This is a genomic window from Geodermatophilus saharensis (genome assembly GCF_900188205.1).
GTDB classification, from domain to species: domain Bacteria; phylum Actinomycetota; class Actinomycetes; order Mycobacteriales; family Geodermatophilaceae; genus Geodermatophilus; species Geodermatophilus saharensis.
Genome location: NZ_FZOH01000002.1, coordinates 381,688 through 407,298 on the forward strand (window position 1 = coordinate 381,688; position 25,611 = coordinate 407,298).

Genomic DNA, 25,611 nt, shown 5'->3' on the forward strand with positions numbered 1-25,611 from the left:
GGGCGCCGTTTCGCGGAACGTGCTGGAACGGCCCCGTCGCCGCCGGTCCCGGGGCTCGCGGAGCGTGTCCCGGGGGGCGACGGGGTCCTTCTGCTAGTGGAACGAGTCGCCGCACGCGCAGGAGCCCTGCGCGTTCGGGTTGTCGATCGTGAAGCCCTGCTTCTCGATGGTGTCGACGAAGTCGATCACCGCGCCGCCCAGGTACGGGCCGCTCATCCGGTCGACGATGACCTCGACGCCACCGAACTCGTAGGTCTGGTCGCCGTCGAGGAACCGCTCGTCGAAGAAGAGCTGGTAGCGCAGGCCGGAGCAGCCACCGGGCTGGACGGCGATGCGCAGACGCAGGTCGTCGCGACCCTCCTGGTCCAGCAGCGCCTTGACCTTCGAGGCGGCCGGCTCGCTGAGCAGCACGCCGGTGCTGCCGGTGGTCTCGGTGTCCTGCACCGTCATGTTGTGTCCTCCCACATCCGAGGGCGTCCGTTGCGGCACTCCCTGCCGCTGCCAACACCGCCGTGGCGGAGCCTGTTCCACTGTACGGCGCGCGGTCGCTCCGGCCAGTCCCCTGCACGGGGCGCCGTAGACTGCACGGTCGTGAAGCTCCGCCTGCCCGGGCGCCGGGACCGCGTGACGACGGCGACCCAGACCGCCCCGGACACCGCCGCCGACGGCGTCCAGCTGGTGAAGTCCAGTGGCAAGGGCCGGCCCACGCCCAAGCGCACCGAGGCCCAGGGGCGCCGTCCCGGCCCGCCGCCGCCTCCGCCCACCACGCGCAAGGAGGCCTACGCACGCGCGCGCCAGCAGCAGGCGCAGCGCCGGGCCGACACCCGCGCCGGCATGGCCCGCGGCGACGACTCCTACCTGCCGGCCCGCGACCGCGGCCCGGTCCGCCGGCTGGTCCGCGACCTCGTCGACGCCCGCCGCAACGCCGGCAGCTGGTTCCTGCCGGTCGCCGCGCTCGTCCTCGTCGGCTACTTCATCCCCAGCCCGGCGGTGCAGAACTACACGGTGCTGCTCTGGTTCCTCTTCTTCCTGGTGATCATCGTCGACTCGGTGTTCCTGGGCCGGCGGATCAAGCGGGCGGTCGCCGAGCGGTTCCCCGACCAGAAGGCGACCAAGGGCGTGGTCTGGTACGGCGTCAGCCGCGCCACGATGATCCGCCGCTGGCGGTTCCCCAAGCCCGAGGTCGCCCTCGGCGCCGACGTCTGACGGTCAGGGCACCGGGGCGCCCACGACGTCGCGCACGGCCGCGGCCACCCTGTCGGGCCGGTCCCACGGCACGAACGTCAGGGCGTCGTCGAGCCAGGTGACCCCCGTCCCCAGCAGCCGCGCCAGCCGCCCGGCGTCACGGGGCGGGAAGACCCGGTCGGGCCGGCCCCAGACGACGGCGGCCGGCACCTGAGCGGGTGGGCGGGGCGCCGCGGGGCTAGCGTCGGGTCACGTGGAGTACCGACGCCTCGGCCGTTCCGGCCTGACCATCTCCGAGATCGCCTACGGCAACTGGCTCACCCACGGGGGCCAGGTCAAGGAGGACGCCGCGCAGGCCTGCGTGCGCGCCGCCCTCGACGCCGGCATCACGACCTTCGACACCGCCGACGTCTACGCCGGCACCCGCGCCGAGGCGGTCCTCGGCCGCGCCCTGGCCGGCCAGCGCCGCGAGGGCCTGGAGATCTTCACCAAGGTCTACTGGCCCACCGGCCCGGGCCCCAACGACCGCGGCCTGGGCCGCAAGCACATCCAGGAGAGCTGCGAGGCCTCGCTGCGGCGGCTGCAGACCGACCACATCGACCTCTACCAGGCGCACCGCTACGACGAGACGGTGCCGCTGGAGGAGACCATGACCGCCTTCGCCGACCTGGTGCGGGCGGGCAAGGTGCTCTACATCGGCGTCTCGGAGTGGCGGGCCGAGGAGATCGCCGCCGGCGCGGCGCTCGCCCGCGACCTCGGCGTCCAGCTGATCAGCAACCAGCCGCAGTACTCGATGCTGTGGCGGGTCATCGAGGAGGAGGTCGTCCCGACGTCGCAGCGCGAGGGCGTCTCCCAGATCGTGTGGTCGCCGCTCGCGCAGGGCGTCCTCACCGGCAAGTACCGGCCGGGTGAGCAGCCGCCCGCCGGCAGCCGCGCCACCGACCCGGAGGCCGGCCGGTTCATCCGGCAGTTCATGACCGACGACGTCCTCACCCGGGTGCAGCAGCTGCGTCCGGTCGCCGACGACCTGGGGCTGTCGATGGCGCAGCTCGCCGTCGCGTGGGTGCTGCAGAACGAGAACGTCGCTGCGGCGATCATCGGCGCGACCCGTCCCGAGCAGGTGCACGACAACGTGAAGGCCGCCGGCGTCCGGCTCGAGGCCGACGTCCTCGCCCGGATCGACGAGGTGCTCGGCGACGCCGTCGAGCGCGACCCCGCCAAGACGTCCCGCGGCTGATCCCCGCCGCCCCGGCCTGACCCTCGACGTCGAGTCGAGGGTCAGGCCGGGGCGAGCCCCATCGGGCCGTAGGCCTTCACGTCGCCGTCGAAGAGGGACACCGCCGCCACGCCGCGACCGAGCAGGTCGCGCCAGTTCTCCCCCAGCCACGACTCGGCGTCGCCCTGGTTGTCCGAGCGCGGCACCTCGACGCCGAGCGCGGCGGGGTCGATGGTCGCGCCGTCGGGGTCCTCGAGCCGCCAGGTCCAGGTCATGACGAGAGGCTAGTGAGGGCAGCCGTGTCCGGGGTGTGACCGGCCACCGGGTGTCGGGACCGACCGGCGAGGGCATGGGAGGTCCGACCACCCGTGCCCACCGGAGGACCGATGACCGTGCCGACCACGGGGGGCGCCTCGCGCGCCACCCCACCACCCCCGACGACCGAGGACGCCTCCACCGGCCAGCTGATCAGCCAGCTGACCGAGCAGGTCTCGCGCCTCGTGCGCGACGAGGCCCGGCTGGCGCAGGCCGAGATGACGCAGAAGGCCAAGCGCCTGGGCGTCGGCGCCGGTCTCTTCGGCGGCGCGGGGCTGTTCGGCTTTCTGGGACTGTGCGTGCTCGTCGCCACCGCCGTCCTCGCCCTCGACGTGGTGCTGCCGGCCTGGCTGGCCGCCCTGATCGTGGCCGTCGTGCTGCTCGCCGTCGCCGGTGTGCTCGCGCTGATCGGCAAGAAGGACGTCCAGCAGGGCACCCCGCCGGTGCCCACCGAGGCCATCGCCAGCACCAAGGCCGACATCGCGACCGTCAAGGAGAGTGCGCGCCGATGAGCACCCCGTCCGGCAGCTCCCGCCCCGACGGGTCGGACTCCGCCGCCACCGGCCCCTCCGACCCCGACGCCATCAAGGCCGAGATCGAGGCGACCCGCGAGCAGCTGGGCCGCACCGTCGACGAGCTCAGCCAGCGCCTCGACGTCCCCGCGCGGGCCAAGGAGGGGGCGGCGCGCGCCAAGGACACCGCAGTCGAGACCTACCGCGAGAGCCCGCCGGCCGTCATCGGCGCCGGTGCCGCGCTCGCCGGGCTGGTCAGCCTGGTGACCTGGCGTCGCCGGCGCAGGCGCCGCCGCGCCGCCGCCGCCTCCACCGCGTCGGGCGCCGCGCTGGCGCAGGCTCGCGCGGAGGCCCGGCGCGCCCGCGCGCAGGCCGCGCGGGAGGCCGCCCGGGCGCAGCGGGCCGTCGCCCGGGACGCCCGGCGCAGGGCCCTCGCGCAGGGCGCCGCGAAGAAGGCCGTCGCCACGAAGGCCACCACCGCGAAGGCCACCACCGCGAAGGCCACGGGCAAGGCCATCGCCAAGAGCGGGGCGGCGAAGGGCAAGGTGCGCCGGTGAGCGGGAAGGGCGCCAAGCTGGTCTACCGCCCGGTCGGCCTCGGCGCCGGCATCCTCGCCGGCGTCGTCTCGGGCGCGGTCTTCAAGCAGGTCTGGAAGCGGGTCTCCGGCGAGGAGGACGCCCCCGACGCGCTGCAGAGCGAGTACCGCATGCGCGAGGTCGTGCTGGCCGCGGCGATCCAGGGCGCCATCTTCGCCGCGACCAAGGCCACCATCGACCGGCTGGGCGCACGCACCTTCACCAAGCTGACCGGCACCTGGCCGGGCGACTGACGGACGGCACGGGCGCGCGACGTCGACGGGAGGGACGCACGATGGCCGGGACGAGGGAGCGCGACAGCGCCGTCGACCGGATCCGACAGCGGGTCGAGGAGAAGGCGGCCCGCCGCGCGGCCGCCCGGGAGGCCGAGGAACGGGCCGCCCGCGGTGAGGGCCCGCCCGACACGGGCCGGGTCCCCCCCGGTGGTCCCGGCCCCGCTCAGCTGCCCGGTGTGCACGCCGAGTCGCCGACGCAGATCCCGGCGCGCGGCTGGAAGCAGATCGTCAAGCGGGCGTGGGCCGAGCACAACGCGGACAACATGCCCATCATCGGCGGCGGCGTCGCGTTCTTCGCCTTCCTGGCGATCTTCCCGGCGCTGATCGCGACCATCTCCATCTACGGCCTGGTCGCCTCGCCGGAGACCGTGGCGCAGCAGGTCGAGGACCTCTCTGCCCAGCTGCCCGACGAGGCGGCGAGCCTCATCGGCGACCAGCTGACCGCCATCACGGAGAACAGCGGCGGCGCGCTGTCGTTCTCCCTGGCGATCTCCGTCCTCGGTGCCCTGTGGTCGGCCTCGGGCGGCACCGGCAACCTGATCTCGGCGGTGAACATCGCCTACGACGAGGTCGAGACGCGCTCGTTCGTCAAGCGCAAGGCGCTGGCCCTGGGACTCACCCTCGGCGCCATCCTGTTCGTCCTGATCACCTTCACGCTGGTCGCGGTGGTGCCGGCGCTGCTCGACGCGCTGCCGCTGGGCGTCGTCGGCACCGTGCTGGCGCAGGTCGTGCGGTGGGTGCTGCTGCTCGGCGTCTTCGCCGGGTCACTGGCGGTGCTCTACCGCGTGGCCCCCGACCGCGACGCCCCGCGGCTGAAGTGGGTCAGCCTCGGCGCCATCGTCGTCACGGTCATCTGGGCGCTGGTCAGCCTCGGGTTCAGCTTCTACGTGAACGCCTTCGGGTCCTACGACAAGACCTACGGCGCCATCGCCGGCGTCATCGTCCTGATGCTGTGGCTGTACCTCACGTGCTATCTGGTGCTGTTCGGGGCGGAGATCAACTCCGAGGCCGAGCACCAGACCGCCGAGGACACCACCGAGGGCGAGCCGGTCCCGATGGGGCAGCGCAACGCCACCATGGCCGACGAGCTGCCCGACCCGCCCGAGCCGACGAAGGAGTCGAAGCAGAAGGCCTGAGCCGGCGTGCTACCGCACGTGGGAGGGCACGAACGGCGGCTTGACCACCTCGACCGGCTGCGGGCGCCCCCGGACGTCGACGGCGAGGGCGGCCCCCTCGGCCGGCTGCGCGGCGGTGTCGAGCAGGGCCAGCGCGATGCCGGTGCGCAGGGTCGGCGAGAAGGTGCCGCTGGTGACCTCGCCGACGCGCGCCCCGCCGTCGTCGAGGACCGCCATGCCCGGGCGCGGGATGCCGCGGCCGGGCGCCCGCAGGCCCCACAGCAGCCGCGCGGGACCGGCCTCCCTCTCGGCCAGCAGGGCCTCCCGCCCCCAGAACGCCGGCTTGCGCCAGCCCACCGCCCAGCCGCTGCGCGCCTGGTTGGGGGTGATCGAGCGGGACAGCTCGTGGCCGTGCAGCGGGTAGCCCATCTCGGTGCGCAGCGTGTCGCGGGCGCCGAGGCCGCACGGGCGGATCCCCTCGCCCGCGCCGGCCGCCAGCAGCCGGTCCCACAGCTCCCCGGCCCGGTCGGCGGCGACGAGCAGCTCGTAGCCGTGCTCGCCGGTGTAGCCGGTGCGGCAGACGGTGACCTCCTGCCCCTCCCCGCCGGCGAAGGCCATGTAGGACAGGTCGGCGGCCAGCCCGGCGGCGCTCAGGACGGCGGCCGAGCGCGGCCCCTGCACGGCCAGGACGGCGACCTCCTCGTGCCGGTCGGTCACCGTCACCCCCGGCGGCGCCGCGTCGGCCAGCCGGGCGAGCACCTCCTGCGCGTTGGCCGCGTTGGGCACGAGCAGGACGTCGTCGTCCCCGTGCAGGTAGACGATCAGGTCGTCGACGACGCCGCCCGCGTCGGGCTCGCCGTCGGGGACGCAGCAGAGCGTGTACTGCGCCTTCCCCGGGCCGATGCGGGACAGGTCGTTGCTCAGGCAGGCGTCGACCAGCGCCGCGGCGCCCGGGCCCCGCACCGTGCCGGTGCCCAGGTGGGACACGTCGAACAGGCCCACCGCCTCGCGCACGGCGGCGTGCTCGGCGAGGACGCCGCCGCCGGCGTACTCGATGGGCATCGACCACCCGCCGAAGTCGGCCAGCTTGGCGCCGGCCGCGACGTGCCGGTCGTGCAGGGGCGAGGTCCGCGCGGTCACCCCCGCACCGTAGCGACGGCCGCCCGCCGACTCCTTCGCCGTCCTCACGACCCTGTCGAGGGCGCCCCCTACGATGCAGCGGTGCCGCCGACGATCACCGCCACCGACCGCCCGCTCGAGAAGACCTCCGCCGACGCCGTCGTGGTCGGCGTCGGCAAGGGCGCCTCCGGCCTGCTGCCCACCCCCGGCGCCGAGGCCGTCGACCGCCTGCTCGGCGGCCGGCTGCTGCCCGCGCTGGCCGACCTCGGGGCCCGCGGGGCCGAGGACGAGGTCACCCGGGTCGCCAGCCTCGGCCAGGGCCCCTTCCCCGTCGTGGCGGCCGTCGGCCTCGGTACCCCGGAGGCCGCCGGTGGGTACCCCGCCGAGGCGGTCCGCCGCGCCGCCGGTGCCGCCAGCCGCGCGCTGGCCGGCCGCGCCTCGGTGGTCACGCTGCTGGCCGCGGTGGGCGGCACGCCCGACGCCGAGCGGCTGCACGCCGTCGGCGAGGGCTCGCTGCTGGGCGCCTACGAGTTCACCGCCTACCGCTCCGACCTGCCCGCCGACCGGCCGACGCCGCCGCGTGAGTTCACCGTCGTCGTGCCGGACGCCGGTGCGGCCAAGGCGCCGCTGAACCGGGTGCGCGCCGTCGCCGACGCGGTGGCCCTCGTGCGCGACCTGGTCAACACCCCGCCCAACGACCTCTACCCGGCCGAGCTCGCCGCCCGCGGCGCGGCGGCCGGCAAGGCCGCGGGCCTGTCGGTCGAGGTGCTCGGCGAGGCCGAGCTGGCCGCCGGCGGCTACGGCGGCGTCCTCGCCGTCGGCGGGGGCTCCGCGCGGGGCCCGCGGCTGCTGCGGCTGACCCACCGCCCCCGGAAGGCGCAGAAGAAGGTGGCCCTGGTCGGCAAGGGCATCACCTTCGACAGCGGCGGCCTGTCGATCAAGCCCGCCGCGAACATGCACCACATGACCAGCGACATGGCCGGCGCGGCCGCCGTGATCGCCACCGCCTGCCTGGTGGCCCGGCTCGGCCTGCCGGTGGAGCTGACCGCCACCGTGCCGATGGCGGAGAACCTGCCCAGCGGCACCGCCTACCGCCCGGCCGACGTGGTCACCTTCCGCAACGGCAAGAAGGCCGAGATCACCAACACCGACGCCGAGGGCCGCGTGATCCTCGCCGACGCCATCGCCCGCGCCGCCGAGGACTCCCCCGACGTCCTGCTGGAGACCTCGACGCTGACCGGCGCGCAGCTGGTCGCCCTCGGGGCCCGCACCGCCGGCGTCATGGGCAGCGACGAGCTGCGCGACGCCGTCGTGGCCGCCAGCCGGCGCAGCGGCGAGCCGATGTGGGCGATGCCGATGCCCGAGGAGCTGCGGCGGGGCATCGACTCCCCGATCGCCGACTTCGTCAACGCCAACGCCGACCGCATGGGCGGGATGCTCGTCGGGGCGCACTTCCTCGCCGAGTTCGTGCCCGCCGGCCTGCCCTGGGCGCACATCGACATCGCCGGCCCGAGCTACAACACCGGGTCCCCGTGGGGCTACACGCCCAAGGGCGGCACCGGCGTCCCGGTCCGCACGCTGCTGGCCACCATCGAGGACCTGCTGACCCGCTGAGCACCCGCCGGCCGGGCCGCCGGCGTCGCGCCCGCGACCCGCGCCCGGCCGGTGGTCGGCGCCCCGGGCCTGCAGTTCTCCGGAGTGGCAGGATGGGCCAGGACCATCCCCCCGCCCGCACCGGCGGGGAAGGCCGAGATCAACGAGGAGCACGTCGTGAGCGCACCCACCACCCCCGCCGACCTGGTCATCCTCGGCGGTGGCTCGGGTGGCTATGCCGCCGCACTGCGGGCGGCGGAGCTGGGCCTGTCGGTCGTCCTGATCGAGAAGGACAAGGTCGGCGGCACCTGCCTGCACCGGGGCTGCATCCCCACCAAGGCGCTGCTGCACAGCGGTGAGATCGCCGACCAGGCCCGCGAGGGCGAGCAGTTCGGCGTCAAGACCTCGCTGGCCGGCATCGACATGGACGGCGTCAACGCCTACAAGGACGGCGTCATCGCGCGGCTCTACAAGGGCCTGCAGGGCCTGGTCAAGAGCCGCGGCATCACCTACGTCGAGGGCGAGGGCCGGCTGGTCTCCCCCACCGCCGTGTCGGTGAACGGGCAGACCTACGAGGGCCGGCACGTCCTGCTGGCCACCGGGTCCTACTCCCGCAGCATCCCCGGCGTCGAGCTCGACGGTGTCCGCGTGATCGACAGCGAGCAGGCGCTGGCGCTCGACCGCGTCCCGACTTCGGCGATCATCCTCGGCGGCGGTGTCATCGGCTGCGAGTTCGCCAGTGCGTGGAAGTCCTTCGGCGTCGACGTGACCATCATCGAGGGCCTCAAGCACCTCGTGCCGCTGGAGGACGAGAGCTCCTCCAAGCTGCTGGAGCGGGCGTTCCGCCGCCGCAAGATCAACTTCGAGTTGGGCAACCTGGTGTCCGGGGTGGCCCACACCGAGAACGGCGTCAAGGTCAGCCTGCAGAACGGCAAGGAGTTCGAGGCCGAGATCGTCCTCGTCGCGGTCGGCCGCGGTCCGGTCAGCCAGGGCCTGGGCTACGAGGAGGCCGGCGTCGCGATGGACCGCGGCTACGTGCTGGTCGACGAGTACTGCCAGACCAACGTCCCGACCATCTCCGCCGTCGGCGACCTCATCCCCACCCTGCAGCTGGCCCACGTCGGCTTCGGCGAGGGCATCCTCGTCGCCGAGCGGCTCGCCGGGCTCCCGGTCGTGCCGCTGGACTACGCCGGCGTCCCGCGGGTGACCTACTCCGAGCCCGAGGTGGCCTCGGTGGGCCTCACCGAGGTGCAGGCCCGCGAGAAGTACGGCGACGTCGAGACCCTCGTCTACGACCTCGGCGGCAACGGCCGCAGCCAGATCCTCAAGACCCAGGGCGCGGTCAAGCTCATCCGCCAGAAGGACGGCCCCGTGGTGGGCGTGCACATGGTCGGCAGCCGGGTCGGCGAGCTGATCGCCGAGGCGCAGCTGATCTTCAACTGGGAGGCCCTGCCCGACGAGGTGGCCGCCCTGATCCACCCGCACCCGACCCAGAGCGAGGCCATCGGCGAGGCCCACCTCGCGCTGGCCGGCAAGCCGCTGCACGCCCACAGCTGACGCCGCTCCCCGCGTCGCCGACCGCCGTCTCCCCCATCCTCGCGACCCCGAAGGAGCCCTCTCCCGATGCCGACCTCCGTCACCATGCCCGCCCTGGGCGAGAGCGTCACCGAGGGCACGGTCACCCGCTGGCTCAAGCAGGAGGGTGAGCAGGTCGAGGTCGACGAGCCGCTCCTCGAGGTGTCCACCGACAAGGTCGACACCGAGATCCCCTCCCCGGCCGCGGGCGTGCTCACCCGGATCCTGGTGTCCGAGGACGAGACGGTCGAGGTCGGCGCCGAGCTCGCGGTCATCGGCGGCGAGGGCGACGGCGACGCCGGGAGCGGTCCCGCGTCCGCCGACGACGCCGACACCCCGCAGACCCCGACCGAGCAGGTCGAGGACGCGGGCCCCGGCCCGTCGGACGCGCCTGCGGCCGCGGCGCCGTCGTCCGGCGGGCAGGACTCTGGCCAGGGTGGTGGCCAGGGTGGTGGCCAGGGTGGTGGCGAGGGGACGCCGGTGACCATGCCGGCGCTCGGCGAGAGCGTCACCGAGGGCACCGTGACCCGCTGGCTGAAGGCCGTCGGCGAGGAGGTGACCGCGGACGAGCCGCTGTTGGAGGTCTCCACCGACAAGGTCGACACCGAGATCCCGGCTCCGGTGTCGGGCACGCTGCTGTCGATCAGCGTCCAGGAGGACGAGACGGTCGAGGTCGGCGCTCAGCTCGCGGTGATCGGCAGCGGGGCCGCGCCGAGCGCACCCGCCCCGCAGGAGGCCCCCGCCCAGCAGCAGGCTCCGGCCCCGCAGCAGGCCCAGCAGCAGACGCCCGTGCAGCAGCCGCCGGCACCGCGCCAGGAGCCGCCGGCCACCGCTCCCCCCGGGCCCCCGCCGTCGGTGCCCGCCGGTGCCGACTACGGCTCCGGCGCCGCCGAGACGGTCGCCGAGCAGCGCAGCACCCCGCCGACCCAGCCGCGCCCGGCTCCCTCCGGTGGCCAGGCCCCGGCTCCGGCGGCCACCCCGGCGCCCGCCGACGGCGGCGGCACCTACGTGACGCCGCTGGTCCGCCGTCTGGCCGCCGAGCACGGTGTCGACCTCACCGCCATCGAGGGCACCGGTGTCGGGGGGCGGATCCGCAAGCAGGACGTCCTCGCCGCGGCCGAGTCGGCGAAGGCCCCCGCGGAGGCCCCGGCCGAGGCGCCGGCCGCTCCGGCACCCAGCGCTCCCGCCGCCGGCCGGCCCGCCGCGCCCTCTCCCGCGGCGCAGCCCGATCCGTCGCTGCGCGGCCGCACCGAGAAGATGTCGCGGCTGCGCGGGGTCATCGCCCGGCGCATGGTCGAGTCGCTGGCGATCAGCGCACAGCTGACCACCGTCGTCGAGGTCGACGTCACCCGGATCGCCCGGTTGCGCGACCGGGCCAAGCGGGACTTCCAGACCCGTGAGGGCGTCAAGCTGTCGTTCCTGCCGTTCTTCGCCAAGGCGGCGGTCGAGGCGCTCAAGGTCCACCCGGCGGTGAACTCCTCGGTCGACCTGGAGGCCGGGACGGTCACCTACCACGACGCCGAGAACCTCGGCATCGCCGTGGACACCGAGCGCGGCCTGCTGGTGCCGGTCATCCACGGGGCCGGCGACCTCAGCCTGGGGGGTCTCGCCCGCAAGATCGCCGACCTCGCCGAGCGGACCCGCATCAACAAGGTCACGCCGGACGAGCTCGGCGGGGGCACCTTCACGCTGACCAACACCGGCAGCCGCGGCGCCCTGTTCGACACCCCGATCATCAACCAGCCGCAGGTGGCCATCCTGGGCACCGGCTCGGTGGTGAAGCGGCCCGTCGTGGTGCAGGACCCCGACCTCGGCGAGGTCATCGCCGTCCGGTCGATGGTCTACCTGGCGCTGACCTACGACCACCGGATCGTCGACGGCGCCGACGCGGCGCGGTTCCTCGGGACCGTGAAGGAGCGCCTGGAGGCCGGTCAGTTCGAGGGCGAGCTCGGTCTCGCCTGACGTCCCCCGGTCGGGTCCCGGCGTCCGCGCCGGGACCCGGCCACATCCGTGCCTGGGGGGACGAGGAGCGTCATGAAGATCGCGGTCACCGGGGCCTCGGGCCTCATCGGGCAGGCGCTGGTCCCGGCGCTGCGCACTGACGGGCACGAGGTCATCCGACTCGTGCGCCGGACCCCTCGCACTGCCGACGAACACCGCTGGGACCCCCAGCACCGGCGGATCGACCCGGTGCTCCTGCAGGACGTCGACGCGGTGGTGAACCTCGCGGGCACGCCCATCCGGCCGCGCCCGTTCACGGCCGGCTACAAGCGCGACCTGGTGACCAGCAGGATCGACAGCACGGCCACCGTGAGCGAGGGGCTGGCCGCGGCGGTGGCCGCCGACCCCTCCCGGCCGCGGGTGCTGCTGTCGGCCTCGGCGGTCGGCTACTACGGCGACACCGGGGATCGCGTCGTGGAGGAGGACGCCGGACCCGGGGAGGACTTCCTCGCCCGGCTGTGCGTGCAGTGGGAGCAGGCCACCCGCCCCGCCGCCGATGCCGGCGTCCGTGTGGCCACCCTGCGCACGGGCCTGGTGATCGACCGCGACGCCATGCTCGTGCGGATCCTCGGCACGGTGTTCCGCCTCGGCCTCGGCGGCCGGATGGGGTCGGGACGGCAGTACTGGCCGTGGATCGGCCTGGCCGACGAGGTCGGCGCCATCCGGTTCCTGCTCACGGCCGGCGACGTCAGCGGACCGGTGAACCTGACCGGGCCCGCGCCGGTGCCCAACAGCGAGTTCGTCCGCGACCTCGCCGCCGCCGTCTCCCGTCCCGCCGTGCTCCCCGTGCCGGCGGTGGCCCTGCGCCTCGCGCTCGGGGAGTTCGGGCGCTCGAGCGTGCTGGCCGGCCAGCGCGCGGTGCCTGCCCGCCTGCAGGCGGCCGGCTACCGGTTCACCCACGCCACGCTCCCGTCGGCGCTGCGCGAGGCCCTGGGCCGCGGCTGACCGTCACGACAGGCGGCCGGCGGAACCGATCCGCCACCCCGACGGGCCGGGGACCAGCACCATCTCCACCCGGGCCGGCGCCCGGCCGGCCTCGGTGCGCAGCACCGGGCCGTCCGGGACCGCTGCCGAGACGACGGCGCACTCCGGCCAGCTGTCGAGCAACTGCACCCGCACGGTCCCGTCGCCACCGGCCACGCCCGTGACGGCCACCTCCGCCACCGTCGGGCGGAACCCGCGCAGCACCTCCCCCGCCGCGTCCAGCGCCGCCAGGTACGCGCGGTCCGCCGTGAGCAGCGGGCTGTCGGCGGTGTAGACCTCCGCCAGCAGGTCCGCGTCCCCCGTGCCGAACGCCTCGGCGCGCCGCTCGTAGAGGGCGGTGAGGACCGCCGTCCAGTCCGGCTCCTCCGCGGTCGGTACCGGAGAGGGGACCGGCGGGGACGGGGCCGGCGGGGACGGGGCCGGCGGGGACGGGGCCGGCGGGGACGGGGCCGGCGGGGACGGGGCCGGCGGGGTGGCTCCAGGCTCCGGCGGGGTCGACGGGCTCGCCGGCGGCGTCGACCCCCCGGCCGCGGGGACCGGTGCGGCGCCGGGCCCGGACCGCGACCACACCAGGCCGCCCCAGACGGCCACGACCACCAGGGCCGCCGTGCCCGCCCCGGCCGCGACACGGCGCACGGCCGACCGGCCCGGCCACCGGAGCCCGCGGCCCGTCGACCGGACCTCCCGCGGGGCCGGCCTGCGGTGGCGGCCGGGCACCTGGTGGGTCAGCTCCGTCCGCGGTCCCCGGCCGGTGCGCGCGAGGTCGGTGTCGGGGCTGCCGGCCCGCGGCAGCCGCACGGGCTCGGGACGGCAGGCGTGCCGCAGGTCCAGGGCGAACGCGGCGGCCGACCCGCGGGCGTGCGGGTCCTCCGACAGCCCCCGGGCCACCACCTCGAGCAGCGCCGGCGGGGCGTCGGGCGCCAGCGCGGCGAGGTCGGGCAGGTCGCCGCTCGCCGCGACCGTGAGGGTGTCCGCCGGCGTGGCCGCGTTCCACGGAGCGACCCCGGTCAGTGCGTGGAAGGCCGCCGCGGCCACCCCGAAGACGTCGGACGCGGGGCCGGGCGCCCCGCCGCGCGCCACCGCGGGGTCGACGTAGGCCGGCGTCACCTCACCGGCCGCCTCCTCCCCCAGGACGCGGGCCACACCGAGGTCGGTGAGGACGGGGCGGCCCTCGGCGGTGAACACGACGTTGCCCGGCGACAGGTCGCCGTGGACGACCCCCTCCTCGTGCGCCCGGGCCAGCGCCGCCGCGACGGGAGCCAGGGCGGTGACGACCTCACCGGGACGCAGCCGGCCGCGTCGCGCCAGCAGCGCGGCGAGGCTGCCCCCCTCGAGCAGGTCGAGGACCAGCGCCACGCGGGGCGGGCCCCCACGCCGGGGCTGGTGCACCACCTCGTGCAGCCGGACCAGGTGCGGGTGGTCCAGCGCGCCGAGCAGCGCGGCCTCGCGCGCCTGCCGCTCGGCGTCCCCGGCGACGAGCACCTTGACCGCCACCGGCGGCCCGCCGTCGCGGGGGTGGGCGCGCCACACCTCCCCGGACCCGCCCCGCCCCAGCAGCCGGTCGAGGCGGTACCCGGGCACCGCCGGCGGAGCCGGGGACCCGGGTCCGGCATCGGGGTCGGAGGCGGGACGCTCGGCGTCGTCGGCATCGCGCAGCGGGGACACGGCCGGGACGGTAGGACGCCCGGCCGCCGGCCCGCCCCGGTTGTCCACAGGCGCCGGCTGCGTCCACAGCCACCGGCCCGGACAGGTGCGCGGGCCCCGCTGCACCTAGGTTCGGGCCATGCCACCACCTCCCCGCGCCGAGGTCGTGGTCGTCGGCGCCGGGCTGGCCGGGTTGTCGGTGGCCACCCGGCTGGTCGCCGCCGGCTGCGACGTCCACGTGCTCGAGGCCGCGGGTCACGTCGGCGGGCGGCTGGCCACCGACCGGGTCGACGGTTTCGTCGTCGACCGCGGCTTCCAGGTCTTCAACACCGGCTACCCCCGCGCCGCCGACCTCGACCTGGACGCGCTCGACCTGGGCTACTTCGCGCCCGGCGCGGTCGTCCGGGCCGGCGGGCGGGCCCACCGGGTGGTCGACCCGCGGCGGGTGCCCACGGCGCTGCCGGACACGCTGCGCGCCCCCGTCGGGTCGCTGCGCGAGAAGCTGGCCATCGCCGCCTTCTCCGCCCGGGCGGGCTACTGGCCGGTCCCCCGGCTGCTCGCCGCACGGGAGACCACGGCGGCCGAGCACCTGCGACAGGCCGGGGTCGGGACGGCGGCCCTGGAGCGGTTCTTCGGCCCGTTCCTCGCCGGTGTGCTGCTTGAGGACCGGCTGGAGACGTCGAGCCGCTACCTGGACCTGCTGTGGCGCAGCTTCGCGCGCGGCGCGACCGGCCTGCCGGCGCAGGGCATCCAGGCCATCGGCGAGCAGCTGGCCGGCCGGGTCGGCGCCGAGCGGGTGCACACCGGCGTCGCTGTCACCGCGGTGAGCGGCACGGAGGTCGCCACCCGGGCCGGACCGGTCCGGGCCGAGGCCGTCGTGGTGGCCACCGACCCCGACACCGCCGCCGGCCTGGTCCCGGCCGTCGAGGCCGCCGCAGCACGGCAGGTGACCACCCACTACCACGTGCTGCCGGCCTCGCCCTGGACCGAGCCGCTCATCGTCCTGGGCACACCGGGCGGGCGACTGGTCAACAGCGTGGTGCTCACCGACGCCCAGCCGGGCTACTCCCCCGACGGGCGGGCGCTGCTGGCCAGCAACTCGCTCGCACCGACCCGCGAGGCCGACGTCCGCGACGAGGTCGCCCGGCTGCACGACGTCGCCGCGGCCGACCTCGAGCACCTGACCACGGTCACCGTGACCGGAGCGGAGCCGGCCGCGCTGCCCCCGCTGCGGCACCGCCGGCCGGTCGACCTCGGCGGCGGCCTGTACGTGTGCGGCGACCACCGCGACACCCCGTCCATCCAGGGCGCCATGGCCAGCGGCCGGCGCACCGCCGCCGCCGTCCTCCGCGCGCTGCGGCCCGCCCTCGCGACCGGAGCCGCCTGATGCCCGCCGACGCCCCCACCGTCCTGGCCACGAGCATCGGCTTCGACTCCCGCCGGCGCGGCCCCTACGACTGGGCGCCGGGGCCGGTGTTCGACCTCGCCGTCGAGCTGGCCGGCGCGCCGGAGCACCCGCGGCTGTGCTACCTCGGCACCGCCACCGGCGACGACCCGGCCCGGCTGGCGGCCGTCTACGGCGCCTTCGCCGGCAGCGCCGTCCGGATGAGCCACCTGAGCCTGTTCCCCATGCCCACGGTGGCCGAGGTGCGGGCGCACCTGCTGGCCCAGGACGTCGTCTGGGTCGGCGGCGGCAGCGTGGCCAACCTGCTGGCGGTGTGGCGGGTGCACGGCCTCGACGAGGTGCTCGCCGAGTGCTGGCGGGCCGGGGTGGTGCTCGGCGGGGTGTCGGCCGGGTCGCTGTGCTGGCACGTCGGGGGCACCACCGACTCCTACGGCCCCGACCTGCGGCCGGTCACGAACGGGCTGGGGCTCATCCCGACGTCCAACGGCGTCCACTACGACTCCGAGGAGCAGCGCCGCCCGCTGTACCACCGGCTGGTGGCCGACGGGACGCTGCCGGGCGGGCACGCCACCGACGACGGCGTGGGCCTGGTCTACCGCGGCACCGACCTGGTCGAGGCCGTCGCCGACCGGCCGGGCGCGGCCGCCTACCGGGTCGAGCGCGGACCCGACGGCACGGCCGTGGAGACCCGCCTCGAGCCCCGGCGGCTCCGCTGAGCGCGGGCCTAGGCTGGGAGCCGTGACCGAGTTGCACGTCGTCCGGGCCGGCACCGTCCCCTACGAGGAGGCCTGGGCGCGGCAGCGCGAGATCCACGCCGCGCGGGTCGCCGGCGAGGGTCCCGACACGCTGCTGCTCCTGGAGCACCCGTCGGTCTACACCGCCGGCCGCCGCACCGAGCCCCACGAGCGTCCCTTCGACGGCACGCCGGTCATCGACGTCGACCGCGGCGGCAAGATCACCTGGCACGGGCCGGGTCAGCTCGTCGGCTACCCGATCGTCGCGCTGCCCGACCCGGTCGACGTCGTGGCGCACGTGCGGCGGCTGGAGGCCGCGCTCATCGAGGTCTGCGCCGGCCTCGGGCTGGCCACCGAGCGGGTCGAGGGCCGCAGCGGCGTATGGGTGCGCGCCGACGACCGCGGCCCCGACCGCAAGATCGCCGCGATCGGGGTGCGGGTGGCCCGGGGCGTGACCATGCACGGGTTCGCGCTCAACGGCGACCCCGACATGTCGGCGTTCGCCAACATGATCCCGTGCGGCATCGCCGACGCCGGGGTCACCTCGCTGAGCGCCGAACTCGGCCGCGACGTCCCCGTCACCGAGGTGATCGACGCCGCCGAGGCCGCGGTGCGCCGCGTCCTCACCCTCACGCCCGCCGTCTGACCCGCGCCGGCCCCGTCCAGAGGCTCGCCGCGAGCCTGCGAGCGCTGAGGGGGACGGGGTCCTTCCTCAGGCGACGACGAAGTTCACCAGCCGCCCCGGGACGGCCACGACCCGCCGCACCGTCCTGCCGGCCAGCTGCGCGGCGACCCGCTCGTCGGCCCGCGCCGCCTCCTCCAGCACCGCGGCGTCGGCGTCGGCCGGCACCGTCACCTGCGCCCGCACCTTCCCGTTGACCTGGACGGCGACCTGCACGGTGTCCTCGGCCAGCCACCGCTCGTCGGCCACCGGGAACGGCGCCCACGCCACCGAGTCCGTGTGGCCCAGCCGCGCCCACAGCTCCTCGGCCAGGTGCGGCGCCAGCGGCGCGACCAGCAGCACCAGCGGCTCGGCCACCGCCCGCGGCACCGGCGAGTCCGCCCCGTAGGCGGCGGTCAGCGCGTTGGTCAGCTCGGCGATCCGGGCGATGGCCACGTTGAACCGCAGCGTCACCATGCCGTCGCGCACCCCGGCGATCGCCCGGTGCAGCGCGCGCAGCACGTCGTCGGACGGCGTCGCGTCCCCCGCGCGCACCGCGCCGGTCTCCTCGTCGACGACGACCCGCCAGATCCGCTGCAGCAGCCGCTGCGAGCCGACGACGGCCTTGGTGTCCCACGGCCGCGACTGCTCCAGCGGGCCGGTCGACATCTCGTACACCCGGAACGTGTCGGCGCCGTAGGCCCCGATCATCTCGTCGGGCGTGACCATGTTCTTCAGGCTCTTGCCGATCTTGCCGTACTCGCGGGTGACCGGCTCGCCCTCGTAGAAGAAGCGCCCGTCCTCCTCGACCACGTCGGCGGCGGGCACGTAGAACCCCCGGGCGTCGGTGTAGGCGTAGGCGGAGATGTAGCCCTGGTTGACCAGCCGCCGGAACGGCTCCTCGCTGGAGACGTAGCCCAGGTCGTGCAGCACCTTGTGCCAGAAGCGCGCGTACAGCAGGTGCAGCACCGCGTGCTCCATCCCGCCCACGTACAGGTCGACACCGCCGACGTCGCCGGGCGACTGCGCGCCCAGCCAGTAGCGCTCCAGCTCGGGGTCGACCATCTGCGTGTCGTCACCCGGGTCCAGGTAGCGCAGGTAGTACCAGCACGAGCCGGCCCAGTTGGGCATGGTGTTCGTCTCGCGGCGGTAGGTCCGCAGGCCGTCGCCCAGGTCCAGCTCGACCGTCGTCCACTCGGTCACCCGCGACAGCGGCGGCTCGGGCACGGAGTCGGCGTCGTCGTCGGGGAAGGTCTTCGGCGAGTAGTCGTCGACCTCCGGCAGCAGCACCGGCAGCAGCGACTCGGGCACCGCCCGCGGCAGGCCGGCGTCCTCGCCGTCGACGGCGTAGACGATGGGGAACGGCTCGCCCCAGTAGCGCTGCCGGCTGAACAGCCAGTCGCGCAGCTTGTAGGTGGTGGTGGCCTCGCCGGCGCCGCGCCGGACCAGCCAGTCGGTGATCGTCGCGATGGCGGTGGCCTTGTCCAGCCCGTCCAGGGAGATCTCGTCGTTGGACGAGTTGATCATCGCGCCGCTGCCGGTGAACGCGCCGCCCTCGAAGCCCTCCGGCGGCTGCACGGTGCGCACCACCGGCAGGCCGAAGGCCTCGGCGAACTCCCAGTCGCGGGTGTCCTCGCCCGGCACCGCCATGATCGCGCCGGTGCCGTAGCCGGTCAGCACGTAGTCGGCGATGAAGACCGGCAGCTCGCGGCCGTTGACCGGGTTGTCGGCGGTGACGCCCAGCCACACGCCGGTCTTCTCCCGGCTCTCGTTCTGCCGGTCCAGCTCCGACCGGCGCGAGGCCTGCCGCTGGTAGGCCTGCACCGCCTCGCGAGGGGTCGCCGCGCCGCCGGTCCAGCGCGGGTCGGTGCCGCCGGGCCACGCCTCGGCGGTCAGCTCCCCGACCAGCGGGTGCTCGGGGGCCAGCACCACGTACGTGGCGCCGAACAGCGTGTCGGGGCGGGTGGTGAACACCTCGATGGTGCGCTCACCGGCCGGGAAGCGGATGCGGGCGCCGGTGGAGCGGCCGATCCAGTTGCGCTGCACCTGCTTGACCGAGTCCGACCAGTCCAGCCGGTCCAGGTCGGCCAGCAGCCGCTCGGCGTAGGCGGTGATCCGCATCATCCACTGCGTCAGCGGGCGCCGGAACACCGGGAAGTTGCCGCGCTCGGAGCGGCCGTCGGGGGTGACCTCCTCGTTGGACAGCACCGTGCCCAGCCCCGGGCACCAGTTGACCGGCGCCTCGTGCCGGTAGGCCAGCCGGTGCGCGTCGACGACCTGCCGCTTCTCCACGGCCGACAGCTCCGCCCACGGCCGCCCCGCGGGATTGGTGCCCGGCGCCGGCGCGCGGGTGCCGGCGTCCAGCTCGGCCACCAGCTCCTCGACGGGGCGGGCCCTCCCGGCCTGCTCGTCGAACCAGGAGCCGAAGATCTTCAGGAAGATCCACTGCGTCCACCGGTAGTAGCCCGGGTCGATCGTGGCGAAGGTGCGGCGCTCGTCGTGGTCGAAGCCCAGCCGCCGCAGCTGCGCGCGGATCGCCGCGATGTTGGCCTCGGTGGTGACCCGCGGGTGCTGCCCGGTCTGGACGGCGTACTGCTCGGCGGGCAGGCCGAAGGCGTCGTAGCCCATCGGGTGCAGCACGTTGTCGCCGTCCATGCGGCGGAACCGGCTGGTCACGTCGGTGCCCAGGTAGCCCAGCGGGTGCCCGACGTGCAGGCCGGCGCCCGAGGGGTAGGGGAACATGTCCATGACGAAGGACTTGGGCCGCCCGGCGACCCGCTCGAAGCCCTCCGAGAGCCGGCCCACCGGGTTGGGCGTGTGGAAGGTGCCCTCCCGCTCCCACCGGTCCTGCCACGCCAGCTCGATGCGCTGGGCCAGCGCGGGCGTGTAGCGGTGCGGCGGCACACCGTCCTCGGCAGGCTCGGTCGTGGTCTGGCTCGCCGTCTGGCTCATCGAGGTGCTCCCGGGGTCATCCGTCGGCGGACACGAAAAAACCCCTCACACAGGAGGGGTCGCCGTGCTGACTGCTCGATCAGGTCAGCACGGCCGGAGAAGCAGGCGCCCGCCGGTCACCCCTCCAGCCTAGCGCGCGGCGCCGTCTCACCCGGAGGGGTCGGCCCGGGCCGCCGGGGTGCACCCGGGCGCGCTGCCCGCCGATGCAGTACCCGTGCGCGCCGCAGCGGTGTCCCCCCGGTCCCCGGGAGCCGGCCCCCGCGACCATCTGCTGGTGGTCGCGGTCCTCGGCGTGGCCACCTTCACCACCGGCATCGGGCCCCGCCCCGGCGGGGCGGTGTGGGACGTCCTCTACGACGTCGTCGTCTACCACGTGCCGTGGCTGGCCGCCGGCGCCGCGTGCTGGCTGACCGCCCGCACGGCACCGCGCGAGGCCCTGGCCTGGCGGGCGCTGGCCACGACGCTCGTCATCGGGGCGCTCGGCAACGTCGTCCGGATCCTGCAGACCGGGCAGGCCGGCACCACGCCGTCGCTGCTCGGCGACTCCAGCGTCGCCGTCGCCTACGGCAGCCTCTACGTGGCGCTGTTCGTCTTCATCCGCGCCCGCGTGGCCCGCTTCCTGACCAGCATGTGGCTCGACGGCGTCGTCGTCGCCCTGGGGACGACGGCCGTGGGCATCGGCTTCGTGCTCGGTCCCTTCCTCGGCGCCGACGGCGACGTCTCGCTGCTGCAGCTGGCCTGGCCGGCCGCCGACGTCCTGCTGCTGGCCCTGGTCGCGGGCGTGTGCGCCATCCTCGGCGTGCACGCCGACCGCACGCTGCTGCTGGCCGCCGGGGCCGTGGCGTTCTTCGCCGTGGCCGACGCCGCCCTGTTCGCGCTCAGCGTCGCCGGCCGCTACACCGACGGCGGCCCGCTGGAGCTGGTGTGGCTGGCCGGCGTCCTGTGCGCCGCGGTCGCCGCGCAGCGCACCACCGGCGACCCGGCGCCGCGCGGCGACGACGGCGGGGTGCGGATCACCTGGCGCCTGGTCGCCCTCCCGCTGGCCGGCACGCTGGCCGCGCTCGCCGTCCTGGCCGCCGGCTACGGCGACGACCTGCCGGGCAGCGCCGGCTGGCTCGCCGTCGGCTGCGTGCTCGCCGCGCTGGCCCGCACCGCGGTCACCTTCCGCGAGGTCCGCTCGTTCGCGGCGGTCCGCCAGGAGGCCCGCACCGACGAGCTGACCGGCCTGCCCAACCGGCGCGCGCTGCTCGAGTCCGCCCGCACCGTGCTCGCCGGGGCCACCACCGCCCGCCCCGCGGCGCTGCTGCTGCTCGACCTCGACGGGTTCAAGGAGGTCAACGACAGCCTCGGGCACGGCTCCGGCGACCAGCTGCTGCGCCAGGTCGGCCCGCGCCTGGCCCCGGCGCTGGCACGCGGTGAGCTCCTCGCCCGCCTCGGCGGCGACGAGTTCGCCGTCCTGCTGCCCGACGCCGGCCTGTCCACCGCCGCCGAGCGCGCCCGCGCCGTCCACGACCTGCTGCGCCGGCCGTTCACCGTCGACGGCGTCCGGCTGCACGTCGGGGTGAGCATCGGCGTCTCCACCGCGCCGGTCCCCGCCGACGACGTCCAGGAGCTGCTGCGCTGCGCCGACGTCGCCATGTACGCGGCCAAGACCGAGCGGACCGGCGTGCACGTCTACGTCCCCGACCCCACCAGCGGCTCCGGCGAGCGGCTGCGCACGATGGAGGAGCTGCGCACCGCCCTCGTGGCCGGGGAGCTCGACGTCCACCTGCAGCCGCAGGTCGCCATGGACGACGGCCGGGTGGTCGGCGTCGAGGCGCTGCTGCGCTGGCACCACCCGGTCCGCGGGCTGCTGGGGCCAGCCGTGGTCCTGCCCGCCGCCGAGCAGGCCGGCCTGCTGCGCCCGCTCACCGACGCCGTCCTCGAGCGCTCGCTCGACGCGGTGTCGCGCTGGTGGGCCGAGCACCGCGTCCCGGTGTCGGTGAACCTGTCGGCGGCCAACGTGGCCGACCTCGACCTGCCGGGGAAGGTCGCCGCCCAGCTGGCCCACCACGGGCTGCCGGCCGCGGCGCTGACCCTCGAGCTGGTCGAGGACACCCTGATGGCCGACCCCGAGCGCGGCCGCACCGTGCTCGCCGAGCTGCGGCGCCTGGGCGTGCGCACCTCCATCGACGACTACGGCACCGGCTACAGCTCACTGGCCTACCTGCGCCGCCTGCCGGCCGACGAGCTCAAGCTCGACCGCAGCCTCACCGCCGACGTCGCCGAGGACGAGCGCGCCGCGGCGATCGTGCGGCACACCGTGGCGCTGGCCCACGACCTCGGGTTGAGCCTGGTCGCCGAGGGCGTCGAGGACGCGGTCACCGCCGCCCGGCTGGCCGCCCTGGGGTGCGACGTCGCGCAGGGCTACGCCGTCGCCCGGCCCATGCCGGTCGGGGACCTGCTGCGCTGGCTGGCCGCCGAGCGGCAGCCGCTGGTGCGCACCGCCTGACGCGTCGCGGCCGGCGGTGCGCGGGCGCACCGCCCCGGGATGTGCCGATCCGGCCGAGCGGGCAGGATGGCCGGAGTCGATCAACCGGAGGTGCATCCCGTGTTCCGCTCATCGTCCCGCGACCCGGTCGTCGGGACCGAGACCCACGGCCAGGTCATCGGGGCCGAGCTCCAGGAGAGCCTGACCCACCTGGGAGCCGCCGTCACCGAGGCCCGCCTGGCCGCCGCGGAGCACCTGTGGCCACGCGTCGACGCCGCCCTCGAGGTGGCCGGCCCGGTCCTGGACGCCGCCCGGGTCGCGGTCGCCCCGAAGGTCGCCGCGGCCGCAGCCGCCGCCGCGCCCGCCGTCACCTCCGCGCGTGAGGCCCTCGCCCCGCGCGTGGGAGCCGCCCGCGACGCCGCCGGCCCGGCGCTGGACGTCGCCCGCGAGCGGGTCGACGCCGCCGTCGCGGCGCTCACCCCGCGGGTGGTGGCCGCCCGCGAGACCGCCGGCCCCGCGGTCACCGCCGCGCTGGCCGCCGCCGGCACCGCGGCGGCCCGGACGGCCGCCGACCTCGGGCCGCGGCTGGAGGCCGTGCAGGAGGCGACCCGCACCGCGCTGGCCGCCGAGGTCGCGCCCCGGGTCGCGGCCGCCCGCGACACCGTCGTCCCCGCGCTCGGGACCGCCCGGGAGAGCGTCGTCGCCGGGGTCGGCACCGCGCTCGGTGAGCTCGAGCACCGCCGCGCCGGGCTGGTGTCCGGCGTCGGCCGGGCCGGCCGGGACGCGAGGCGCACCACGACCCGCAAGGCCGCGAAGGCGAAGGTCAAGGCGAAAGCGAAGCAGAAGGCGGCCAGGGGGAGGGCGAAGGCGCAGCGCGCCGGGGCGTCGGAGAGCCGGCGCTGGCCGTGGGTGCTGCTGGCGCTCGCGCTGGGTACGGGCACCTTCGCGGTCCTGCGCCGCAAGAAGGACGACCCGTGGACGCCGGCTCCCGCCGGTGACGGGCCCGTGCCCAGCTACCGAGAGGACCCCGTGCCCAGTTCCCCGAGCAACGACCAGTCCGGCAAGACCGTCTCCGACGCGATGTTCGTCGCCGGGGACTCCGCGCCCGCCGAGTCCGACATGGGCATCCGCGACGCCCAGAACGTGGCCGGCGACGACAACGTCGGCGCCACCGACCCGACGCAGACCGCTCCCGAGCCGTTCACCAGCGGCGGCAACGCCCAGGAGGGTCCGACCGCGGGCCCCGCGGCCGGGCAGGCCTGAGCCCCGCCGGGACGTCCCCCACCGCCCCCGCTGCCTCCCGCAGGCAGCGGGGGCGGTGTGCGTCCGGGGGTACCGTGCAGGTCATGAGCGAGACGGCGGCCCCCACGTCCTCCCCTGCCAAGGTCGAGCCCGCCGGTCGCAAGCTGCTGCGCCTGGAGGTGCGCAACAGCCAGGTCCCGATCGAGCGCAAGCCCGACTGGATCAAGACCCGGCTCAAGACCGGCCCGGAGTACACCGAGCTCAAGTCGCTGGTCCGCCGCGAGGGCCTGCACACCGTGTGCGAGGAGGCCGGCTGCCCCAACATCTACGAGTGCTGGGAGGACCGGGAGGCCACCTTCCTCATCGGCGGTGACCAGTGCACCCGCCGGTGCGACTTCTGCCAGATCGACACCGGCAAGCCTGCCGACTTCGACGCCGACGAGCCCCGCCGCGTGGCCGAGAGCGTCGCCGCCATGCAGCTGCGCTACGCCACGGTGACCGGCGTCGCCCGCGACGACCTGCCCGACGGCGGCGCCTGGCTCTACGCCGAGACGGTGCGCCAGATCCACGCCGCCGTCCCCGGCTGTGGCGTCGAGCTGCTCATCCCCGACTTCAACGCCGACCCGGCCCAGCTGGCCGAGGTGTTCTCCTCCCGGCCGGAGGTGCTCGCCCACAACGTCGAGACCGTGCCGCGGATCTTCAAGCGGATCCGGCCGGGCTTCCGCTTCGAGCGGTCGCTGGCGGTCATCACGGCGGCCCGCGAGGCCGGCCTGGTCACCAAGTCCAACCTCATCCTCGGCATGGGCGAGGAGCCGCACGAGGTGGTCGACACCATGCGGGCCCTGCACGAGGCCGGCTGCGACCTGCTGACCATCACCCAGTACCTGCGCCCCTCGCCGCGGCACCACCCCGTCGTCCGCTGGGTCAAGCCCGACGAGTTCGTCGGCTTCCAGCAGCAGGCCGAGGAGATCGGCTTCCCCGGCGTGCTGGCCGGTCCGCTGGTGCGCAGCTCCTACCGCGCCGGGCGGCTCTACCAGCAGGCGATCGAGGCGCGCGGTCTCGCTCCTCGGGGCTGACCGGCACCACCATCTGAGCGGACGGGCGCCCGCGCGCCCCTATCCTGGGGGCATGGCACGCAGCAAGCCCACCGACTCCTCCGCGCCCCCCGGCCGCGGCAAGGCCGCGACCGGCCCCGGCACCGCAGGGCGCGGCCGGTCGAGCGGGGGTGCCACCGCGGCCGGGGCGACCGCCGCGAGTGAGAAGGGCCGGCAGGGCAAGGCCCCGAAGCTCGGCAAGGACGGCCAGCCGAAGGTCGGCCGGCTGAAGCGGGTCGGCAACCAGTTCCGCATGATCAAGCAGGCCTACTCGCTGACGCGGAAGAACGACCCGCGGCTGCCCTGGCTGATGCTCATCGCCTTCGTGGCGGTGGCCGGCGTCGTCGAGCTGCTCGCCGTCCTCTTCGGCGCGCCGTTCCTGATGCTGCCGCTGGCGATCGTCCTCGGCGTGCTCGCGGCCATGATCGTCTTCGGCCGGCGGGCGCAGGGCTCGGCCTACCGCCAGGTCGAGGGCCAGCCCGGCGCCGCGGCGTGGGTGCTCGAGGGCATGCGCGGCGACTGGCGGGTCACCTCCGGCGTCGCGGGCACCGCCCAGCTCGACACCGTCCACCGCGTGCTCGGCCGGCCCGGGATCGTGCTCGTCGGTGAGGGCTCCCCCGCCCGCGTCCGCGGCCTGATCGCGCAGGAGAAGAAGAAGATCGCCCGCGTCGTCGGCGACACCCCGATCTACGACCTCACCGTGGGCGACGAGGAGGGCCAGGTCCCGCTGCGCAAGCTCAGCACCCACGTGATGAAGCTGCCGCGCAACCTGTCCGCCGCCGAGGTCAACACCCTCGGCCGGCGCATGGCCGCCCTGGGCGGTCCGAAGATGCCCGTCCCCGGCGGCCCGCTGCCCGGCGGGCGGCAGATGTCGGTGAGCCAGCGGCAGGTCCGCCGCCGCTAGCGTCCCTGGGGGTCCGTGC

Annotated in this window: 23 protein-coding genes; 17 read left to right on the forward strand and 6 right to left on the reverse strand. The window is 75.7% G+C overall.

The features are described from left to right. Window positions 1-93: 93 nt before the first annotated feature. The gene (locus CHC04_RS06075) at window positions 94-450 is read right to left on the reverse strand and encodes a HesB/IscA family protein (RefSeq protein ID WP_089402984.1); all 357 of its coding nucleotides are present in this window, start codon (window positions 448-450) and stop codon (window positions 94-96) included. 141 nt (window positions 451-591) lie between these two features. Here CHC04_RS06075 and CHC04_RS06080 point away from each other — a divergent pair, with 141 nt between their 5' ends. Then, a complete protein-coding gene (locus tag CHC04_RS06080; RefSeq protein WP_089402985.1) occupies window positions 592-1,206 on the forward strand; it encodes a DUF3043 domain-containing protein in 615 nt (204 codons plus the stop codon). A gap of 3 nt (window positions 1,207-1,209) precedes the next feature. Here CHC04_RS06080 and CHC04_RS06085 read toward each other — a convergent pair whose 3' ends face one another. Further along, window positions 1,210-1,395, reverse strand: a complete 186-nt coding sequence (locus tag CHC04_RS06085; protein WP_089402986.1) for an alpha/beta fold hydrolase — start codon at window positions 1,393-1,395, stop codon at window positions 1,210-1,212. 43 nt (window positions 1,396-1,438) lie between these two features. Here CHC04_RS06085 and CHC04_RS06090 point away from each other — a divergent pair, with 43 nt between their 5' ends. Further along, window positions 1,439-2,422 carry an aldo/keto reductase family protein gene (locus CHC04_RS06090; RefSeq protein WP_089402987.1) on the forward strand — a complete coding sequence of 328 codons (984 nt, stop codon included), beginning with the start codon at window positions 1,439-1,441 and terminating at the stop codon, window positions 2,420-2,422. Between the two features lie 41 nt (window positions 2,423-2,463). Here CHC04_RS06090 and CHC04_RS06095 read toward each other — a convergent pair whose 3' ends face one another. Next, window positions 2,464-2,676 carry a hypothetical protein gene (locus CHC04_RS06095; RefSeq protein ID WP_089402988.1) on the reverse strand — a complete coding sequence of 71 codons (213 nt, stop codon included), beginning with the start codon at window positions 2,674-2,676 and terminating at the stop codon, window positions 2,464-2,466. Window positions 2,677-2,787: 111 nt separating this feature from the next. On the opposite strand from CHC04_RS06095, the gene CHC04_RS06100 reads away from it, so the two are divergent. From CHC04_RS06100 to CHC04_RS06115, 4 genes are read left to right on the forward strand one after another with little or no spacing between them, the layout of a single operon-like run. Next, on the forward strand, window positions 2,788-3,228 hold the full coding sequence (locus CHC04_RS06100) for a phage holin family protein (protein WP_089402989.1): 441 nt from the start codon (window positions 2,788-2,790) through the stop codon (window positions 3,226-3,228). Continuing rightward, window positions 3,225-3,785 carry a DUF3618 domain-containing protein gene (locus CHC04_RS06105; protein ID WP_089402990.1) on the forward strand — a complete coding sequence of 187 codons (561 nt, stop codon included), beginning with the start codon at window positions 3,225-3,227 and terminating at the stop codon, window positions 3,783-3,785. Before CHC04_RS06100 ends, CHC04_RS06105 begins: the two co-directional genes overlap by 4 nt. After that, complete coding sequence (locus CHC04_RS06110) at window positions 3,782-4,057, forward strand: DUF4235 domain-containing protein (protein WP_089402991.1); 276 nt, start codon at window positions 3,782-3,784, stop codon at window positions 4,055-4,057. Before CHC04_RS06105 ends, CHC04_RS06110 begins: the two co-directional genes overlap by 4 nt. A gap of 41 nt (window positions 4,058-4,098) precedes the next feature. Then, a complete protein-coding gene (locus CHC04_RS06115) occupies window positions 4,099-5,235 on the forward strand; it encodes a YihY/virulence factor BrkB family protein (protein WP_089402992.1) in 1,137 nt (378 codons plus the stop codon). Window positions 5,236-5,244: 9 nt separating this feature from the next. Here CHC04_RS06115 and gcvT read toward each other — a convergent pair whose 3' ends face one another. Next, on the reverse strand, window positions 5,245-6,354 hold the full coding sequence (gcvT, locus tag CHC04_RS06120; protein WP_089402993.1) for a glycine cleavage system aminomethyltransferase GcvT: 1,110 nt from the start codon (window positions 6,352-6,354) through the stop codon (window positions 5,245-5,247). Window positions 6,355-6,435: 81 nt separating this feature from the next. Between gcvT and CHC04_RS06125 the strand changes: the two genes are divergently transcribed. From CHC04_RS06125 to CHC04_RS06140, 4 genes are all read left to right on the forward strand, one after another. Further along, on the forward strand, window positions 6,436-7,947 hold the full coding sequence (locus CHC04_RS06125) for a leucyl aminopeptidase (RefSeq protein ID WP_089402994.1): 1,512 nt from the start codon (window positions 6,436-6,438) through the stop codon (window positions 7,945-7,947). A 156-nt stretch (window positions 7,948-8,103) separates the two neighbouring features. After that, window positions 8,104-9,483 (forward strand): dihydrolipoyl dehydrogenase, encoded by a 1,380-nt coding sequence (gene lpdA, locus CHC04_RS06130; protein WP_089402995.1) that lies wholly within the window; start codon window positions 8,104-8,106, stop codon window positions 9,481-9,483. 66 nt (window positions 9,484-9,549) lie between these two features. Further along, complete coding sequence (gene sucB / locus CHC04_RS06135) at window positions 9,550-11,463, forward strand: 2-oxoglutarate dehydrogenase, E2 component, dihydrolipoamide succinyltransferase (protein WP_089402996.1); 1,914 nt, start codon at window positions 9,550-9,552, stop codon at window positions 11,461-11,463. A gap of 72 nt (window positions 11,464-11,535) precedes the next feature. Further along, on the forward strand, window positions 11,536-12,447 hold the full coding sequence (locus CHC04_RS06140) for a TIGR01777 family oxidoreductase (RefSeq protein WP_089402997.1): 912 nt from the start codon (window positions 11,536-11,538) through the stop codon (window positions 12,445-12,447). A 3-nt stretch (window positions 12,448-12,450) separates the two neighbouring features. On the opposite strand, the gene CHC04_RS06145 is transcribed toward CHC04_RS06140, so the two are convergent. Continuing rightward, window positions 12,451-14,151: a serine/threonine-protein kinase gene (locus CHC04_RS06145; RefSeq protein ID WP_245817021.1), complete on the reverse strand. Its 1,701-nt coding sequence runs from the start codon at window positions 14,149-14,151 to the stop codon at window positions 12,451-12,453. Window positions 14,152-14,269: 118 nt separating this feature from the next. Here CHC04_RS06145 and CHC04_RS06150 point away from each other — a divergent pair, with 118 nt between their 5' ends. The 3 genes from CHC04_RS06150 to lipB are packed head-to-tail and all read left to right on the forward strand — an operon-like array spanning window position 14,270 to window position 16,915. Then, a complete protein-coding gene (locus CHC04_RS06150) occupies window positions 14,270-15,517 on the forward strand; it encodes an NAD(P)/FAD-dependent oxidoreductase (protein ID WP_089402999.1) in 1,248 nt (415 codons plus the stop codon). Beyond that, the gene (locus CHC04_RS06155) at window positions 15,517-16,251 is read left to right on the forward strand and encodes a Type 1 glutamine amidotransferase-like domain-containing protein (RefSeq protein WP_089403000.1); all 735 of its coding nucleotides are present in this window, start codon (window positions 15,517-15,519) and stop codon (window positions 16,249-16,251) included. Before CHC04_RS06150 ends, CHC04_RS06155 begins: the two co-directional genes overlap by 1 nt. A 22-nt stretch (window positions 16,252-16,273) precedes the next feature. Next, window positions 16,274-16,915 carry a lipoyl(octanoyl) transferase LipB gene (gene lipB, locus CHC04_RS06160; RefSeq protein WP_089403001.1) on the forward strand — a complete coding sequence of 214 codons (642 nt, stop codon included), beginning with the start codon at window positions 16,274-16,276 and terminating at the stop codon, window positions 16,913-16,915. Between the two features lie 66 nt (window positions 16,916-16,981). Here the strand turns inward: lipB and leuS are convergent, their stop codons facing one another. Continuing rightward, window positions 16,982-19,882, reverse strand: a complete 2,901-nt coding sequence (gene leuS / locus CHC04_RS06165) for a leucine--tRNA ligase (protein ID WP_089403002.1) — start codon at window positions 19,880-19,882, stop codon at window positions 16,982-16,984. A 274-nt stretch (window positions 19,883-20,156) separates the two neighbouring features. Between leuS and CHC04_RS06170 the strand changes: the two genes are divergently transcribed. The 4 genes from CHC04_RS06170 (at window position 20,157) to CHC04_RS06185 (ending at window position 25,592) form a co-directional block, all read left to right on the forward strand. Further along, a complete protein-coding gene (locus CHC04_RS06170) occupies window positions 20,157-22,373 on the forward strand; it encodes a putative bifunctional diguanylate cyclase/phosphodiesterase (protein ID WP_245817022.1) in 2,217 nt (738 codons plus the stop codon). A 99-nt stretch (window positions 22,374-22,472) separates the two neighbouring features. Next, window positions 22,473-23,615 (forward strand): hypothetical protein, encoded by a 1,143-nt coding sequence (locus tag CHC04_RS23950; protein WP_089403003.1) that lies wholly within the window; start codon window positions 22,473-22,475, stop codon window positions 23,613-23,615. Window positions 23,616-23,698: 83 nt separating this feature from the next. Further along, window positions 23,699-24,670 carry a lipoyl synthase gene (gene lipA, locus CHC04_RS06180; protein WP_089403368.1) on the forward strand — a complete coding sequence of 324 codons (972 nt, stop codon included), beginning with the start codon at window positions 23,699-23,701 and terminating at the stop codon, window positions 24,668-24,670. Window positions 24,671-24,722: 52 nt separating this feature from the next. Then, complete coding sequence (locus tag CHC04_RS06185; protein WP_089403004.1) at window positions 24,723-25,592, forward strand: DUF4191 domain-containing protein; 870 nt, start codon at window positions 24,723-24,725, stop codon at window positions 25,590-25,592. The last annotated feature ends 19 nt before the right edge of the window (window positions 25,593-25,611 follow it).